The organism is Candidatus Baltobacteraceae bacterium (assembly GCA_035502855.1).
GTDB lineage: Bacteria > Vulcanimicrobiota > Vulcanimicrobiia > Vulcanimicrobiales > Vulcanimicrobiaceae > Aquilonibacter.
In genome coordinates this window covers 42,405-58,359 of sequence record DATJTX010000009.1, presented here as the reverse complement: position 1 = coordinate 58,359, position 15,955 = coordinate 42,405, and the positions used below count along the sequence as shown (strand labels likewise).

Below are 15,955 nucleotides of genomic sequence, written 5' to 3'. Positions count from 1 at the left end.
AGACTTGTTGACCTTTGCAAGCCGTCTACGAGTTCATACGTGGGCTTGTTGTCGCGAATCCCAGCGTAGTACATGAGAAGGGACCCAATCGGCAATGACTCACGAACCGACTGTATCAACTCCGCGCGCTTCGTTTTTTGCCAGACGAGTCCGCGCTGAAACGAAGGGATAAATATTCCTTTTTCGCCGATGCCATTCAAGGCGTCAACAAGTTCGCGAACGGTCCAGACCTGAACCTTGACCTCGTTGCGCGGTGACTCCGCAGTGTCTGTACCGATCATGAGGAGTTCTCCGTGCGGCGAGCCATGGAAGTGAACGGGCAAATGCCGGCGAACCCTCGATTCCGGAGGATAATTACCGTGCCCCGACGCTCGCGATTTGCTGCCGCAGCTGAAGAGTGGTTACGCAAGAATGCTGCTGGTAAAGTGCTCTCAACACGAGAGTTTTGGGAAGGGCTCTGCGCTGCATACCCCGAGCTGACGACACCATCGGAGCGTCGCAAGACACCGAAGGCAACGTGCATGCGTGACTTGCGGAAAGACCCGGCCTTCCAACTTGGAGCCGGTAAGATCTCGTTGCGATTGGGCCGGTAAAGCATAGGGCGATCCCGCCTCGTGGGTAAGAAGCGTCTTCGAGAGTTCCCCAAGCAACGGGTTGGCTCATTCCTCAGCGAGCGCGGTAGTTAGATCGCTCGTCGGCCCTGCAATGCTCTCCCTAGAGTCATTTCATCAGCATAGTCGAGGTCCGCGCCTATAGGCAGCCCATAGGCCAAACGGCTCACGACTAAGCATAGCGGCTGCAATAACCGCGCAAGATAGAGTGCCGTTGCCTCGCCCTCGGCGTTTGGATTCGTTGCGAGAATGATCTCAGTTGGATTTTCAACGCCAATGCGCTCGACAAGCTCCTTCACCCGCAGTTGCGCGGTCCCGATGCCGTCCATCGGGGAGATCAATCCGCCGAGCACGTGGTAGCGGCCCTTGAATGCACCGGTGCGTTCGATCGCGTAGATGTCTTTTGCTTCTGCGACGACGCAGATGATCGAGCGATCGCGTTCTTCATCGGTGCAGAGATCGCACGGGTCGTCTTCGGTCAGCGAAAAACACACCGAACAGAAACGCACCTTGTCCTTCACGGCGAGGATTGCTTCGGCCAGCGCTTGCGCTTCGTTGCGCGGACGGTTCAGTAAATGGAACACTAACCGTGCGGCGGTCTTAGCGCCGACGGTTGGGAGTTTCGAGAACTCGTTGATGAGGGCTTGCACCGGTCCCGTGATGCTTCCACTTTTTGTGGGCATTAGTGGCACCCTTCGACAGGCTCAGGGTGACACGTTGCGGCGGTCCCTCGACTACGCTTCGCTACGCTCGGGATGACAAGGGGTCTGATCACATCACGCCGGGGATGCGCATGCCGCCGGTGAGGCCGCCCATGCGGGATTGGGCTTTTTCATTGGCTTTGGTGAGCGCGTCGTTAACCGCGACCGTCACGAGATCTTCGAGTGTTTCGATGTCGTCGGGGTCGACCGCATCCTTTCCGATCTTGATTGATTTCATTCGCTGATCGCACGTCATCTCGACGGTCACGATTCCGTTGGCGGCGCTGCCTTGCACGGTGGTGTTGGCAAGTTCTTCTTGCGCTTTCACCATCTCGGCTTGCATCTTCTTGACCTGCTGCATCAGTTGCGCTTGGTTCATGCTGTTCTCTTCGTTGGGTTTGAGGTGGTCCCTCGACTACGCTTCGCGGAGTTTATCCCGAGCGCAGTCGAGGGGCTCGGGATGACAAGGGCTAGATGCCGTCCAGGCACGGTGGGATAGGAGGCGGCTGGGGCGCATCGATGGTGTCGACTGGCAGATTGATACCCTGGCCGGCTCCGGGTTCGATTCCCGGGCGCTCCAGCCGCGGCAGCTCCACCCGCTGTTGCGAAGTCGTCATAGGTGTGTTATCGTCGGGTTGTTCAGGGTATCAATCTGCCGACACACATCAAAGCGCACGAGGCGCCGCAGTAATGCGGCGCTTCGTTCTTTACTTAATCCGTTCGTTGGCGTAACCGAATAATTCGTCGGCGCTTTCTTCTTCGTTGACGGGCGTAGGCTCTGCTGAGTGTGCCGGAGCCGCACCGGCTTCGAGGCGGACGTGCAGTGACACGCCGAGGACGTCGGCGATCGCCGATTCGACGAGTTTGGTGTGCGTTTTGAGGATGTCGGTTTCGAAGGCGTTGCGGAGTTTGAGGACGAGGACATTGCCGTCGAGCGCGTCGACCATGGCGCCGGAGAGTGGGGCGCGCAGCGGCGGGCGCTCGGCTTCAACCTTGCCGCGAATGGTGGTCCAGGCAGCCCGGAGTTGTTGCAGCGTCACTGGAGCGTCGGAGGCGGCCCCTCGACTACGCGGCTCCGCCGCTACGCTCGGGGTGACAGGGGGCGCCGGAGGCGCCTTTTCAACCGAAGCGGCGCGACCGGAGGGAGCGGCGCTACCGATGCTCGGGGTCACGTCGGCCCCTCGACTACGCGGCTTCGCCGCTACGCTCGGGGTGACAGTTTCCTCTTCCAATAAGAAGCGGAGCAGGGCGGTTTCCAGCTCCAGGCGGGGGTTGGCGCCGGTTCGGGCCAGGCTGGCGGCGTCGGCCAGCACGCGCAGCGCGCGCACGATCGTGCCCTGCGGCACGTCTACCGCGCGCACGCGGGCGCGCTCGGCGTCTTCGGGCGCGAGGTCGCGCGCGAGCAATTCGGGATCGATGTGCGCCACCAGCAGATTGCGGAAATCCGCGATCAGCGCGCGCGTGAGCACCACCATGTCGGCGCCGGCGTCGCTGGCCTCCTCGATCGTGCGCAGCGTCACGGCGGCATCGCGTGCAACCACCGCGTCCAAAAGGGTGTTGGCATAATTGCGACCGGTGGCGCCAAAGGCCAACTCAATGACCGCGGTCGTGATTGGCCCGTCGGCAAAGGCCGCGGCCTGTTCCAACATCGTGAGCGCGTCGCGCAACCCGCCGTCGGCGCGGTACGCAATCGCCGCCAACGCCGCCTCGTCGATCGCGATCCCTTCATAGGTCGCGATTTCGCGCATCCGTTCGATCATCACCGGAATCGAGATACGTCTGAAGGCGTAGCGCTGACATCGTGAGAGAATCGTTACCGGCAATTTCTCAGGTTCCGTGGTCGCCAGGATAAAAACGGCGTGCGCGGGCGGTTCCTCAAGCGTCTTTAAGAACGCGTTGGCACCCTCTTTAGTAAGCATGTGCGCTTCATCAATGATATATACTTTCATTCGCATCACTGACGGTGCGAATTTTACCGCATCGCGCAGCGCGCGAATTTCGTCGATGCCGCGATTACTCGCGGCGTCGATTTCCAACACGTCGAGCGCCGTGCCGTTGAGCATCGCGATGCAATTTTCGCAGGTATTATCGGGATGAGCCGTTGGACCGCTAACGCAATTGATGCAGCGCGCCAAGATCTTCGCCGCCGACGTCTTGCCCGAGCCGCGGGGCCCGGAAAACAGGTAGGCGTGAGCGAGCTTGCCGCCCTCGATGGCGTGAGTGAGCGTGCGAACGACGGAATCTTGCCCGACGAGATCGGCGAACGACTTCGGGCGCCAGGTGCGATAGAGGGACACGCCGGGAAGGTTCGCGGCGCCCGTTTGGTACCGCCTGCCGGCGGGTATGTTATCCTTGACACAGGGGAGGCCTCAAAACTCGTCGTGGATTTCCATTCCGCCCTTCAAGAGAAGTTCGGATTCAAGCGCTTTTATCCGGGCCAGGAAGAAGTCGTGACTCGCGTTATGGCGGGGCACGATACGCTCGCCATTCTCGCGACGGGCGCCGGCAAAAGTCTCACCTATCAACTGCCGGCCCTGATGCTCGAAGGGACAACGGTCGTCGTCTCGCCGCTGATCGCTCTCATGAAAGATCAGCTCGACATGCTGCGCGAACGCGGCATCACCGACGTCGTTGCACTGAATTCCACCCTCTCCGAAGATCAGGAGCTGCGCGCGCGAGCGCGCATCGCTAGCGGCACGATCCGCATCGCCTATACCACGCCCGAAAAGCTGGAAGACCGCAGTTTTCTCGAGCTTTTACAGTCGATCAAAGTGCCGCTGTTCGTGGTCGATGAAGCCCACTGTATCTCGCAGTGGGGCCACGATTTCCGGCCCGCCTATCTCGCGCTCGGCGCGGTGATCCGGCGCCTGAACCGCCCGACCGTGCTCGCGCTCACCGCCACCGCGACGCCGGCGGTGCGCGAAGACATCCTGCATCAGCTCGGCATCGACGACGTCAAACCGATCGTCAAAGGGTTCGATCGCCCGAACCTGCAGTACGAAGCGCGCAAGGCCGACAAAGAAGCCGACAAGCTCAAGATCCTCTCCTCGCTCTTCACCGGCCGCGATGCGTTGGAAGGCACCGGCATCATCTACACCGCGACGATCAAGAACGCGCTCGAGGTGCAGCGCTTCCTCACCGACACGCTCGGCATTCCGGCTGCGGTCTATCACTCCAAACTGCACAAAGAAGATCGCACGCTCGTGCATGAATGCTTCATGAACGAGACGATTCGCGCCGTGGTCGCGACCAATGCCTTTGGCCTGGGCATCGACAAGTCGAACATCCGCTTCGTGGTGCACTACGATCTACCGGGTTCGCTGGAAGCCTACACCCAAGAAGCGGGTCGCGCTGGACGCGACGGCCTCCTCTCGCGCTGCATCCTCATCTACCGCATGAGCGATACGCGGGTGCAGAATTACTTCCTCACCGGCAAGTATCCGGACATCGAGGAAGTGCAGCGCGTCTTCGGCACGATCGAAGTCTTCGGCGATCAAGAGGGCGGCGTCTCGATGACCGACCTGCGCAAGATTCTGCAACTGCCGCTCACCAAGCTCAAAGTGATCCTCGCGCTGCTCAAGAAATCGGGCTTCATCGAAGCGAGCGGGAAATCGGCCTACGGCCTCACCGAAGCGGTGCGCAAGAACCGCGATTTGGTGCTGAGCTTGGCGAACTACGAGACCAAGAAATCGTACGATCAGTCCAAGCTCGCGATGATGCTGCAGTACGCCGAAGTGACCTCGTGCCGCCGGCGTTTTATCCTGAATTACTTCGGCGAGGACTTCGAGGTCACCAATTGCGGCACGTGCGATAATTGTCTGCGCACGGTCACGCGCGCGGCCGATCTGCCGGCGATCGGCGCGTCGACCGGCGGCTACAAGATTGCCGATGTGGTGGTGCACCCGAAGTTCGGCACCGGCACGGTCGAGCGCGCGGAAAAAGACCTGGTGACCGTGCTCTTCCCGAGCGTCGGCTATAAGACGCTTCTCGCAAAGGCAGTATCGAGGGCCGAAGCGGCGAAAATCGCCTAGCTTTGCATCGACGTACCCTGCTCATCGTTGCGCTCTGGAGCGGCGCCGTCGTGTGCGGCGCTGTTTCCGTAGGCGCACAAACCACGCCCACGCCGGCGATTACGCCCACGCCCTTCGCGCAGCCGATGCTCTCGCCCTCGCCGAACGCATCCGCATCGGCGACGCCCACACCGACCCCGACACCCACGCCCACGCCGCCGCCGATCACCGTTTCGCCCAACGTCGCCTACGTGGCGGTCGGCGCGTCGCAAACGCTGACGGTCAACGGTGCCGTCGCGCCGCTCACGGTCACGCCGGCGACGAGCAGCGCGTACACGATGAGCGTCGATCAAGATGCGCGCACGATCACGCTTACCGGCGCCACGCCCGGCGCGGGCGTCATCACGGTGACCGATTCGCGCGGCATCAGCACGCAAGTCGGCGTGCGCGTCGCGTATTACGCCGGCACGCTGCCGAGCGAAGTCGATCTGCGCGTCACCGGCGATCCGGCAGCGACGCGCGATTATCTGCAAACGCTGGTCGCGAACGCAATCATTCATGACACCACGACGCGGCCGGGCGCGCAGGTGGTCATCTCGCCGAGCGACGTTCCGCTCAGCGGAGATCTCGCGCAAGACGAGAGCGCCGGCGTCGACGTGCCGGTGCTGATCCAAGGCGTGAACTACTTCAGCGTCAACGGCACGGTGCACGCAAACATTCAAAACATCGCGGTGCCGCGCATTTCACCCGATATTCTGATGGTCAGCGACTTCCCCGAGAAGCTGACGCAAAACGGCATCCTGTTCGAAGCCGATCTGCGCTGGGAAGTGCCTTCTCGCTTTCTCTACTTCCATTACAATCCGCCGGGGCAACCCGACCGGCGCATCGTGCTGGTCGCGCAGAATCGCTCGCCTGAGCCGGCGACGCTGCAATTCATCAGCGGCATCGGTTCGAGCCGGTACGAGATGGAAGCCGGGCATCTCGCGACCAAAGATTTTCTCGCCGACGTCGTGCAGAATCAGGGGCGGTTGATTCAGATTCCGGGCGATGCGACGCAGGTCATCGCCGCGCAAGACATGCCGGCGAAATCGATCGTGACCAATCTGATGCAGCTGCGCATTTTGGAAGGCAGCAGCGTGCACCTCACGCTGGTCGCGCAGAACGCGAGCGACGATCCTTCGACCGCGCTGACGACCGGCCAACTGCTCACCAGCACGGTGAAGCACGCGCGCGGCATCTATACGATTCCGGAGTTTCATTTCTCGACGCAGTGGAACGTGAACGATCCATATCTCGAACTGCCGATCGGGCAGATTCCGCTGCCGAATACGCTTGCAGGTCAAGCGCTCTCCGGCGATTACGGCGTGCTCGAATCGTTTGTGGTGAACGTGCAGAACCCGCTGCCGACGCCGCAGAACATCGCGATCTACGAAAATCCGCGCGGCGGCTACGCAACCGGCACATATTTAATCGACGGCGTGCTTTTGCAGTCGCATCAAGTGCCGCCGTTCTCGCGCTACAAGCTGCGCCAGTACGTCGTGCCGGCGAAGGGGTTCGTGCGGGTGACGATCGTCACGATGCCGGAGGCCGGTTCGAGCTACCCGCTGCGGCTCGTCTTCGCGCCCGACGATGGATCGGTCGCACCGGGCGCGCCCGGTTCGCCGATTTATTAACCTCGGTAAAGATTCCAGGGATCGCGACCGCACCTCGTAAAGTTGGGCACCCACGGGGGTGTGGGCCCGATGAACGTGCGTTTGATCGCAGGCACGATTGGCATCGCAGCAGCGCTTGCCGCGTGCGGCGGCGGTGGCAATGGCGGAACCGTGCCGCCGCCTATCGGCACGCCGTCGGCAACCCCAGGTGTGACCAACGCGAGCGGCACGCTGGTGAACGACGCGAACGGCTCGCCGCTGGCAGGCGTCACGGTGAAGTTGATGCCGTGGGCGCCGTGCGGCCCAACACCCTCACCGGCAACGTCGATCACGCCCGAAAACGACGGCTGCCCGACGCCGCTGCCCTCGCCGCAAGTGACCACCGCGCCGAACGGCACATTCGCCCTGAACAACGTTCCGAACGGGCACTATCTGCTCGTGATCGGGGCCGATGCCGTTGCCTCGGTTCCACCGGGCTATACAACGCCTCCCGGGAGCTGCGGCGGACCATGCCCATCGCCATCGCCGGTGAGTTTCACGGTGCAAGCTACCGTGCACGATAATGTGACGCTCACGGGCGGCAATCAAACGCTGGCGGCGCCTACGCTGCCAACCGTGCCGTCCGGCTATACCGCGCCATCGTGGGAGACGAACGGCGATTATCGCCTCGCAACCCTGGACGCGACGACGGAAATGCCATGCTATATCGCATGGCAATATGAACGAACACAGAACGATTTGGCTGGATCGAGTATCGATGAGTGGCTACTCGAAAATGTGCGCGCGAATAATGCCTACGCGCAAGTGGCAACAGTGGGCGCAAGCACCTATCCGATCTCAACAGGCGCGATAAACAGTTCCGGGGGAACATCCTGTGCAGGCTACATCAATTCGACAACGCTCTCGCAAATGAACTACGCGGCCGATCCGCGGGCGATATGGTTCGCCGGGCAATACCTCCCGTTCGGCTACAATGGAAACGTCAGCGTCAGCGCGATGGGATTCGCGGAGCTCACGATCGACCCGCGCTCGTACACCGATCCGAACCATCCGACTTGGCCATAATCAGGAGCTCGCGCATGAGCTCGCGGAGACAAATGCCGTTCCGTCGCTTGATGTGGTCACCGAGATGCTTTGGCCCGGATTGATCTGCAGCCCGGTCGTATCGGTCCCTTCGCCCGTAGTAACATCGAATAGACCAACGCCATTCAAGCCGTTGCAAGGAAAAATGACTGACTGACCCGAGCTCTGGCAGCCTCCGCTCGTTCCTTCACAAGACACGCTGCATCCGCGGTCGCCTTCTTGATCGACGAAGCCTGTGCACGTCACTGTTGTAAACGACAATGCATTAACAACTGATAGGGAAACCTGTCCAGCATCGGGCTTTGGCGTTTGCGTCGATACTCCATCCGACAGGTCAACGATGCAGCTTCCCGCGGTGCGCCCGGTCGCCGAAAGCGAAGCCTGTTCGCCGCTCGCGCTCGGCGGATTCCAGGAGCCTAGTTGAACGCAAGCGCCCACGTTCGTCGTGGAGAAATTCCCAGTCTGTCCGCTTCCGATTGGTTCGTATGCAACGATCGCGCCGGTTGGTGACGCGCCGCCGTATGGTGCGCTTGCAGCGCCATTCAAAATGCATCCGTCGGTTGTCACGCTTACGCCGAGCGCGCCCGCGACGCTCGACGGCAAAGACGTATCAACGGCGCCGCTCGTTCCCGACGCAAATGCCTGCGCGTAACATGGCCCGGTATATACGCTGCTTTGCGCGCGAGCAATGCCGCCGCCGAACAGCGCGTTGATCGCCGGTGCAACCCGCGCAAGCGCGTAATCGCCGCCTTCATAGGCTAGCGCGCCGCTCGACGTCATCGCGACGGCGCCGCCGCCGGTCGCGACGACGAGCGAGGCCGGCCAAGTTGCGAAGGGCTGATCGGGTTTCTTTACCGTCGCACCGATCGCGATCTGTTCGCCGTATTGATCCTGCACGATCAGCGTGCAGCTGCCCGCGCCGACCGGTGTGATCGTCACGCTCGCATTGGCCGGCGTGTGCGACGGCGAGCTCGGAAACGAGCCCGACGCCGTAGTCGCGCTGACGACACCGAGGCACGGTCCGCCGGCCGAGAGCAGCAGCTGCTGCGAGTCGAACGTTTTCGTGAATCCGATTGTCTGCGCGCCGCCGCCCACCGTCATCGCCGGCACCGACGTCGTTGAAGCGGTAAGATCGCCCATCACTTGCACCGTTACGGTTCCCGATTGGCTGTAATCATCGGCGACGCTTACCGTGCACATGCCGCCGTTGTGCAACACCGGCGAGAGCGAGAACCACGCGGGCGGATCGTTCGGGTCGCCGATCGGCCACGTGTACGGCGCAAACTCCGGCGGCGAAGGCGCAGCGCCGCCTTGGCTTGCGGGACTTGGCTGCGCGTACGGCCACGGGCTCGCGAACGTCGCCGGCGCAGCACCCGTATCCGAGGCGATTGTCTGACACGGCGCGCCGTTTACCGTCGAGGCGTACCAATGGTAGTAGCCGTACTCGGCCGCTTTGAAGCGCAGCGGGCCCGCATCGCTGGTATCGTGCGCCAGCAGATACGTCGGCGAGATGTGCGGTGCGTTCGGGGTCGGCGTCGGATCGGTGCCACCGACCGTGTCGAGCGTCGTATTGCACGGCAGCGTGCGGGTCGCCGTGACGCCTTGCGCGCTCGTGAACGTGAGCACGATGCCGCCGCTCGGACATGGCGGCTGCTGCGCAATCACATTGAACGTCGGATTCTCGTGCGCATCGAGCGCCGGATAATTTGCCGTTCCGGTCGGATAGCCCGCGCTGTTCAAGAAGATCGCAAACGGCGGACTGCCGAAGTGCGCTTCGCTCACGCTTGCACCGCTGTTCACCGCCATCGTGTTGGTTGCGCTCACCGCATTCGCCGCATTCGGCCGGCCGGAATAGACGCGCAGCGTAAAGCCCGTCAGTCCGTTCGGCTGCGGCGCGAAGACGAGCGTCGCGCCGTTGCCGCTGCTGGCCGCCAGCGCCTTGGCGCCGGCGAGGTTCGAATCGAAATCGTCGACCGCGTTGCGAAGTGCGCCCGGGCGCATCGCGAGCATCCAGTAGCCGCCGGCTGCGAGCAGGATCAGTGTGATCGCCACCGCCACGACCAGTTCGGGCAAGGTGAATCCCGCTTCGCCTCGGCGCATGCTCGGGTCAGTACCCGCGCAGCGTATAATGCGACCACGATGGATCGACGTTGACTACGTCGTGGATTCTCCCATGCTCACCCAAAACTTACGCAATGATTCGCAGCCGCGTTCGAACGACTCTTTGATCGCCGCCGCATCCGGCTCGGCAGCCGCCTTCGCGGCCCCGGCCTTACACGCGGCGTTGAGTGCAAACGACGCGTCGTAGAGCGCTTCGACCTGGTAGTCTTTGAGCGCCGCCGAAACTTCCCAGCCCAACAGGTGCGCGTTCAACTGATCGATCGCCTCGCGAAAGCCGGCGTAGTCGGTGACGCCGCGCTGGCGTCCGGCACGCGCGTACACGGTGACCGCTTTGACGATGGCGGCGATTTGCGTGCGAATCGCGCGATCGACGCGATCGAACTCCATCTGTTTGAGTTCTTTGGCAAGCGCGATCTGCACGACGGAATCCTCGGCCTCGTCGGCAACGTGATCAAGCGACTCGGACATGGCTGACCGGATGCACGGCAGTTTGCAAAGCTTCGACGATCGGGCGCGTGATCTCGTCGGCGTGCGCGATCATCATCCCCAGCACGGCTTGCGGCGACGGTGCGCGGCCGTCCTCGTCGAGCGTGATGCGCTCGTCGAACTCGCGCGCCACGCAGGTCACCAGCGACATCGCGCGCGGATTCCCTCCGCCCTCGATCGCGTAGGCCTGATAGTCACGCACGTACGGCGCGAGATGCCGTAGTTCGGGGATCCGCTCGAGCGCGGCGGGGTCGACCTCGCTCAGAGCCCCCACGCGGCGGGCAAAGGCCGGATCGGGTCCGCACGGCAGGGCACCGGCAATGCGGGCGCACCATTCTCCGGCGTGCCTCGCCCGGGCGATCGCCTGGGTATTGCTCAGGGCGACGACCAGCACGGCGTCGATCACGGCCTCAACCTGGGCCTCGCGCACCCAGGCGGTCTCGAGAACCGCCGTCGGCAATGACTTGAGTTTGCGATCGGCCTCCAGACGAGTAAGCTCGTGGAGGGTCAGTTCTTCGTCCATGGGACGAGCGTAGGCCAAGGGCCCTACGCACCGCCATGCGGAGATTTAAGTAGCCCGTTTCGGATTTTTATGGCAGGATCAGGAGTAATCGGCAAAAAGTGCTGAAACATTACCCGGGTGCGGGTAGTTCGACTTCTCCCCTCTTCCGGAAGGAGCCCTGATGCTGTCGATTTTCCTGGCCCTTTTGATTCATTTCCTAGGGGGCACCGCTGGAGCCGCCACGCATGCCGCCGTCCAAGCGCCGGCCACCCCCGTGACGGGCCACATGCACTCCTTTGACTCCGCGGGAGGACCGCCGGACTAACCAGTCTTTTTGGCCCAAACTTGGCAGATGCCAGAGGGGTGGCGCTGCCAAGCCGTAAAATCGACCCTGATGGGTTCGAGGGCTGAGGTCACGCGGGCGTGGGATCTCTTTCACCTCGGCGCTTTCGCCGAGGTGGATTCTTTGCTGGCGCCGTTCCCCGATGACCCCGACGCAATACATGTTCGTCTTTGGGTCGCGCTGCGTCGCGGTGATCAGGAAGCGAAGCGAAATCTCGGCGCGTGGCTTGCGCAGCATGGCAATGAAAAGCTTGCGGCCGTCGGTCGCGCACATGAAAACGCGGCGCTCGCGGCCTTGGACCTTCCGCGTAAAGAGTGGTTTCCCTCGACTTCAAAGTGGGCATTAGCGGAGGTCGCATACGCGCGCGCGCTCATTGCTTTTATTGACGACGCGCCCGACACGGTTCGTGAGGAACTATCGAAGGCGCTGCCACAGACACCAGAGCAACGAATCCGTTACGCGATGACCCGAGCATGGATCGATGGCCTTCGTGAGCAGTTCGAAAGGCAAGCGCTGTACCAGCTTCACGCGCTTTCTTTAGCCCTCAAAGAGAATGTCGACCGAGGGCTGCTAGCCCGCATCGCTGAGTCCCTCGCGCCCCTCGTCCGCGAGGTGGAGCTTGGCGAATTGGGCCTACGCGGAGAAGTACTTCTCGGAGAGATTGAGTGGCCCGACGAGGCGAGCACTTACCGCTTTTACACGCAGCGCGCACTTGCATGGCGGAAGGCTACTCGCGGCGATTGGATTCCCGCTATGCAACTCTTGGACGCCACTTTTGCGCTCGCGCCAGACGAGATGCGGCGGGGTCTGATTTTTGCGGATCGCGCGCGGATAAGTGCCGCGATCGGGGAGCCGGTGTCCGCTGCGTCGTCGTGCACGAACGCATTCGACAGCTTTTCGGAGGTCGATTGGGCTCGGGCACGCGGCGAAGAGGCGACAGGCGTCTTTGGCGCCATGGATGTCCTCGGCGCCGATCGCGAACGCGCTCTCGTGTTATTCGAGCACGCTGCAAGTAACAGCGTTTCGCGGATGGCAGCTATGGGTCATGGTCGGCGTCCTGAGGCGTTCAAGCTGTTTGCACTCTCGCATCTGACCGAGGGCGAAGAAGCGTTGCGGCATGCGCAGGCCGCCTACAAGATATTCAAAGAAATGAAATACATCCACCGGGCGACGAGCTGCGCGTTGCGCGCGGTCGAGCTCGGCGGCGGTGCGCGCTGGCGCGAACGGGTGGAGCGTTTGACCGCCGTGTATCCGCGTTCGCTGGCGGCGCGTCAGTACGAGCGGCTTACCGCGCCGATTTCGCGCATCCGCGGACGCATGCGCGAAGTCGCCGACCTGCTCGTCTCCAGCAGCAAGACCGCGCGCGAGATCGGCGAGACGCTCGGGATGGCCGAGGGCACGGTTCGCGTCCACATCAAGCACATCAACAAGATCCTGAATATCGGGAACCGCTCGGAACTCGTCCGCCTCTTCCTCGAGTCGAACAGCGCCGCCTAACGCGAGGCGAAGGCCAACTCGTACGCCGCGCGCATGTCGCGCGCGCTCTTGCTCCACGTAAAGCGCGCGATCGCCCCTTCGCGTCCGGCTGCCGCGCGCGCATCATCCTCACCGCGCAGCGCCGCGCCCAGCGCCTCCACCCATCCCTGAATGCTCCCGACCGGCACCACCTGCGCGTCGGCGCCCACGATCTCGGGCAGCGATGCCTGATCCGACACGACCGCCGGAATGCCGGCGCACAGTGCCTGCGCCGCCGCATAGCCGAAGCCTTCGTACGTCGAGGGAACCGCCACCACCGCGGCACGGGCGCACAGTTCCAGCAATTCCTCGCGCGGGATGTAACCGCGAAATTCCACCCGCTCGCGCACGCCGAGCACGCGCGCGATGCCTTCGCATTCGTCCTGGTACGGCGTATACGGCCCCACCGACACCAGACGCGCCTTCGGCAGAAACGCTAGCGCCTCGATCAGCACCTCGAGATTCTTGCGCCGCTCAACCGTGCCGATCGCGAGAATCGTCACGCCGTCGCCGCCGCGCCGCTCCAGCTCGCAGTAATCGCGTGCGACGCCGGGGTAGACGACGCGAACCAGATTTGGATCGAGTTGCCGCGCCGCTTCCAGCAGTTCGTCGCGCGAGAAGGCCGAGTCGACCGCGATCGCGCTGGCGTGCCGGTAGCGATCCATCGAAAACCGGCCAAAATAGTAGCGCGCGTACGGACGCGCGTGCGCCTGCACGCGCAGCCAAGCCACGTCGTGCACGGTCACGACGTACGGAATCGCAAGGCCCAGCGGAACCGTTCCGGAAGCGCAGTGCATGACGTCGGCCTGAACCTGACGCACGCGCTGCGGCAGCACGATCTGATCCCACACCACGCGCCGGTCGAAGCGCCACGGATCGAGTTTGGGATCGGAGAGTTCGACCACGTCCAGCCCGCCGGCGCGCAGCGCATCGACCAAGCCGCGCACATACTCGCCGATGCCGGTGGCCGTACCGACGGCCAACTGCGCATCGATCGCTACTTTCACCGCACCGCGCGCTCCAGCGCGGCAATCTCCTGCGCGTGCGGATCGACCGTCAGCGCGCGCGCCAAATCGGCCTGCGCTTGCGCGCGATTCCCTTCGCGGATCGCCAGCAATCCCAAACCGGCGTAGCAATTGCCGCAGCGCGGATCGATCACGATGCCGCGCCGGAAGAGGCGGCGTGCGGTAGCGTCGTCATGTCCATCGTAGGCACTGTTAGCCGCCAACAAAACATATCCCACGTTCAGCGGTGCGAGCGCGAGCGCGCGCTCGTTCAGCGCGAAGGCCGCGGCGTAGTGATGCCGCCACCCCTCGATCCCTCCGCTGATCGCATATGACTGCGCCACCGCATCGGGATGGGTTCCGAGCGCAATCAGGCGCTCGCGAAACGCGCTTTCCAATTTCAGCGCAGCCGGCTGGTCGGTCTGCGCCAGCGCCATGATCTCGCGCTGCATCGCCTCAACGTCCGCGGCGGCAAAATAATACTGCCGTGCCAGCGCGTCCTGACCTTGCGCCTGCGCGATCTGCGCCAGCAATTCGTCGCGGCGCGGCCCAGGCGGCATCCGCAGCGCATAGCGCTGCGCCGCCGCCGCGTCGCCCTGCTCGAGCGCGTTCATTCCGAGCGCGTCCTCCACGAAGCCTTGCGGCGCGATCGCGTCGAGCGCGCGATAGACGCGCACTCCGAAGCCGACCGGAATGTGCGCAACCGGCGCATGCGGCGCCGCGCGCGCATAGAGCGCATCCGAGGCGAATTGAATCAGCGCGAGAGCGATCGCGACGCACAGAACGACGGCGCCGACGATCGCGCGCGGCAGCAGCGGCACTAGAACTTGATCGTGAAGTTGAGGTTCGTGTTGGTTTGCGTCAGCGCATTCGCCGGAACGATGTTGTCCTGATAGCGATACTGGCGCGTCGAGAGCGAGATCGCGCTCGAGCTGCGCGGCAGATTGAACGTGAGCTGCGCGCCGTAGATCGTGTTGTTCGCATCGAGATTCGAAATACCCGGAGCGCCGTACGCGCCGAGCAAATGCTGTTGATCGTACTGCAGATTCGCGGTTAGCGAGCGCGTCACCGGAACGGTGAGGCCGGTCGAAAGCGTGTGCGTGCTCACGTCCGCATACGCCGGCACGAAGACCGGAAGATTGCTGCCGGTCAGGCCGAGCAACGGCGAAGTTCCGCTCGTGCTCGTCGCCGAAAATTCCGGTGCGCTCAGCGTGGAGTGGGTGAGGGCGCTCGAGAGATCGACGCCCAGATCGCGCTTACCGGCGCGCACGTCGAGCGTCGCTCCGGCGCCGAGCGTCGTCGTTCCGGCTTCGGCGTGCGGCGCAAACTGCACGTGTCCAACGCGCAGCGGAATCTGCAAGCCCTCAGACAGTGTGCTCGGGGTCGCCGCACCGAAGCTGGCCGCCGTGAACGCCTGCGTCGCGTCCACGTGCAGGCCCGAGAGATCGAAGCGGTGTGTGGCCGGCGCGTCGGTCGGCACCGGGGCAACGTCTTGATAGTACGCAACCGCCGGAACGCGCAACTGGGTGCTGATCGCGGGGATCGATGCAGTTTGCACGGGCGCCGCGAAGGCGGCATCGGCGATGCCGATCGCCGGCGTCGGCAGTTGCACCGCGGCAGCGGGCGGCGCGGCCGGCACGATGTCTTCAACGCGGAAGGCCAACTCGCGCAGCGGCGTTTCCGCGAGCGTATCGCCGTCGACCGCATCGTATGATGCGAGGCGATCGGTCGATTCGCCGAAACAGCGTGCGAAGAGTTGCGCCGAGAGATCGACGGGCTGCGGGTCGAAGCCGTTCAACGACGCGGAGGCAACGCCCGGCCAGAGTACCGCGATGAGTACCCCGATCTGCAGCGTGCAGAGCCAGCGGCGCATGATCCCTCCGTCAGCTGCGGCGTCCACCCATTTGCCGCAGGCGACTATTAATAT

Annotated in this window: 14 protein-coding genes and 1 tRNA gene; 5 read left to right on the top strand and 10 right to left on the bottom strand. The window is 63.3% G+C overall.

The genetic code is table 11. The features are described 5' to 3' along the window. The 3 genes from VMF11_02150 to VMF11_02140 all read right to left on the bottom strand — a co-directional run. A partial coding sequence (locus tag VMF11_02150) for a DUF262 domain-containing protein (GenBank protein HTU69095.1) occupies nucleotides 1-281 on the bottom strand: 281 nt, incomplete at its 3' end. A gap of 401 nt (nucleotides 282-682) precedes the next feature. Continuing rightward, nucleotides 683-1,261: a recombination mediator RecR gene (gene recR, locus VMF11_02145; protein HTU69094.1), complete on the bottom strand. Its 579-nt coding sequence runs from the start codon at nucleotides 1,259-1,261 to the stop codon at nucleotides 683-685. Nucleotides 1,262-1,382: 121 nt separating this feature from the next. After that, on the bottom strand, nucleotides 1,383-1,691 hold the full coding sequence (locus tag VMF11_02140; GenBank protein ID HTU69093.1) for a YbaB/EbfC family nucleoid-associated protein: 309 nt from the start codon (nucleotides 1,689-1,691) through the stop codon (nucleotides 1,383-1,385). Nucleotides 1,692-1,820: 129 nt separating this feature from the next. Between VMF11_02140 and VMF11_02135 the strand changes: the two genes are divergently transcribed. Next, nucleotides 1,821-1,892, top strand: a tRNA-OTHER gene (locus VMF11_02135). A 127-nt stretch (nucleotides 1,893-2,019) separates the two neighbouring features. Here VMF11_02135 and dnaX read toward each other — a convergent pair. Beyond that, nucleotides 2,020-3,609, bottom strand: a complete 1,590-nt coding sequence (dnaX, locus tag VMF11_02130) for a DNA polymerase III subunit gamma/tau (protein ID HTU69092.1) — start codon at nucleotides 3,607-3,609, stop codon at nucleotides 2,020-2,022. Between the two features lie 84 nt (nucleotides 3,610-3,693). On the opposite strand from dnaX, the gene VMF11_02125 reads away from it, so the two are divergent. The 3 genes from VMF11_02125 to VMF11_02115 all read left to right on the top strand — a co-directional run bounded on the left by VMF11_02125 (nucleotide 3,694) and on the right by VMF11_02115 (nucleotide 8,039). Next, the gene (locus tag VMF11_02125; GenBank protein HTU69091.1) at nucleotides 3,694-5,343 is read left to right on the top strand and encodes an ATP-dependent DNA helicase RecQ; all 1,650 of its coding nucleotides are present in this window, start codon (nucleotides 3,694-3,696) and stop codon (nucleotides 5,341-5,343) included. A 2-nt stretch (nucleotides 5,344-5,345) separates the two neighbouring features. Beyond that, nucleotides 5,346-6,995, top strand: a complete 1,650-nt coding sequence (locus VMF11_02120) for a hypothetical protein (protein HTU69090.1) — start codon at nucleotides 5,346-5,348, stop codon at nucleotides 6,993-6,995. Between the two features lie 69 nt (nucleotides 6,996-7,064). Next, nucleotides 7,065-8,039 carry a hypothetical protein gene (locus VMF11_02115; GenBank protein ID HTU69089.1) on the top strand — a complete coding sequence of 325 codons (975 nt, stop codon included), beginning with the start codon at nucleotides 7,065-7,067 and terminating at the stop codon, nucleotides 8,037-8,039. Here VMF11_02115 and VMF11_02110 read toward each other — a convergent pair whose 3' ends face one another. The 3 genes from VMF11_02110 to VMF11_02100 are packed head-to-tail and all read right to left on the bottom strand — an operon-like array spanning nucleotide 8,040 to nucleotide 11,187. Beyond that, nucleotides 8,040-10,157 (bottom strand): type II secretion system protein, encoded by a 2,118-nt coding sequence (locus VMF11_02110; GenBank protein HTU69088.1) that lies wholly within the window; start codon nucleotides 10,155-10,157, stop codon nucleotides 8,040-8,042. Nucleotides 10,158-10,211: 54 nt separating this feature from the next. Continuing rightward, complete coding sequence (locus tag VMF11_02105) at nucleotides 10,212-10,646, bottom strand: hypothetical protein (GenBank protein ID HTU69087.1); 435 nt, start codon at nucleotides 10,644-10,646, stop codon at nucleotides 10,212-10,214. Continuing rightward, complete coding sequence (locus VMF11_02100; GenBank protein HTU69086.1) at nucleotides 10,630-11,187, bottom strand: hypothetical protein; 558 nt, start codon at nucleotides 11,185-11,187, stop codon at nucleotides 10,630-10,632. The genes VMF11_02105 and VMF11_02100 overlap by 17 nt, the downstream gene beginning before the upstream one ends. 1,075 nt (nucleotides 11,188-12,262) lie before the next feature. Between VMF11_02100 and VMF11_02095 the strand changes: the two genes are divergently transcribed. Further along, on the top strand, nucleotides 12,263-13,006 hold the full coding sequence (locus VMF11_02095) for a LuxR C-terminal-related transcriptional regulator (protein HTU69085.1): 744 nt from the start codon (nucleotides 12,263-12,265) through the stop codon (nucleotides 13,004-13,006). On the opposite strand, the gene VMF11_02090 is transcribed toward VMF11_02095, so the two are convergent. From VMF11_02090 to VMF11_02080, 3 genes are read right to left on the bottom strand one after another with little or no spacing between them, the layout of a single operon-like run. Then, entirely contained in the window at nucleotides 13,003-14,031 is a 1,029-nt protein-coding gene (locus VMF11_02090) for a glycosyltransferase family 1 protein (GenBank protein ID HTU69084.1), read from the bottom strand. The genes VMF11_02095 and VMF11_02090 overlap by 4 nt on opposite strands. After that, a complete protein-coding gene (locus VMF11_02085; protein HTU69083.1) occupies nucleotides 14,028-14,849 on the bottom strand; it encodes a hypothetical protein in 822 nt (273 codons plus the stop codon). Before VMF11_02085 ends, VMF11_02090 begins: the two co-directional genes overlap by 4 nt. After that, nucleotides 14,849-15,901, bottom strand: a complete 1,053-nt coding sequence (locus VMF11_02080) for a hypothetical protein (protein ID HTU69082.1) — start codon at nucleotides 15,899-15,901, stop codon at nucleotides 14,849-14,851. The genes VMF11_02085 and VMF11_02080 overlap by 1 nt, the downstream gene beginning before the upstream one ends. Between the last annotated feature and the right edge of the window lie 54 nt (nucleotides 15,902-15,955).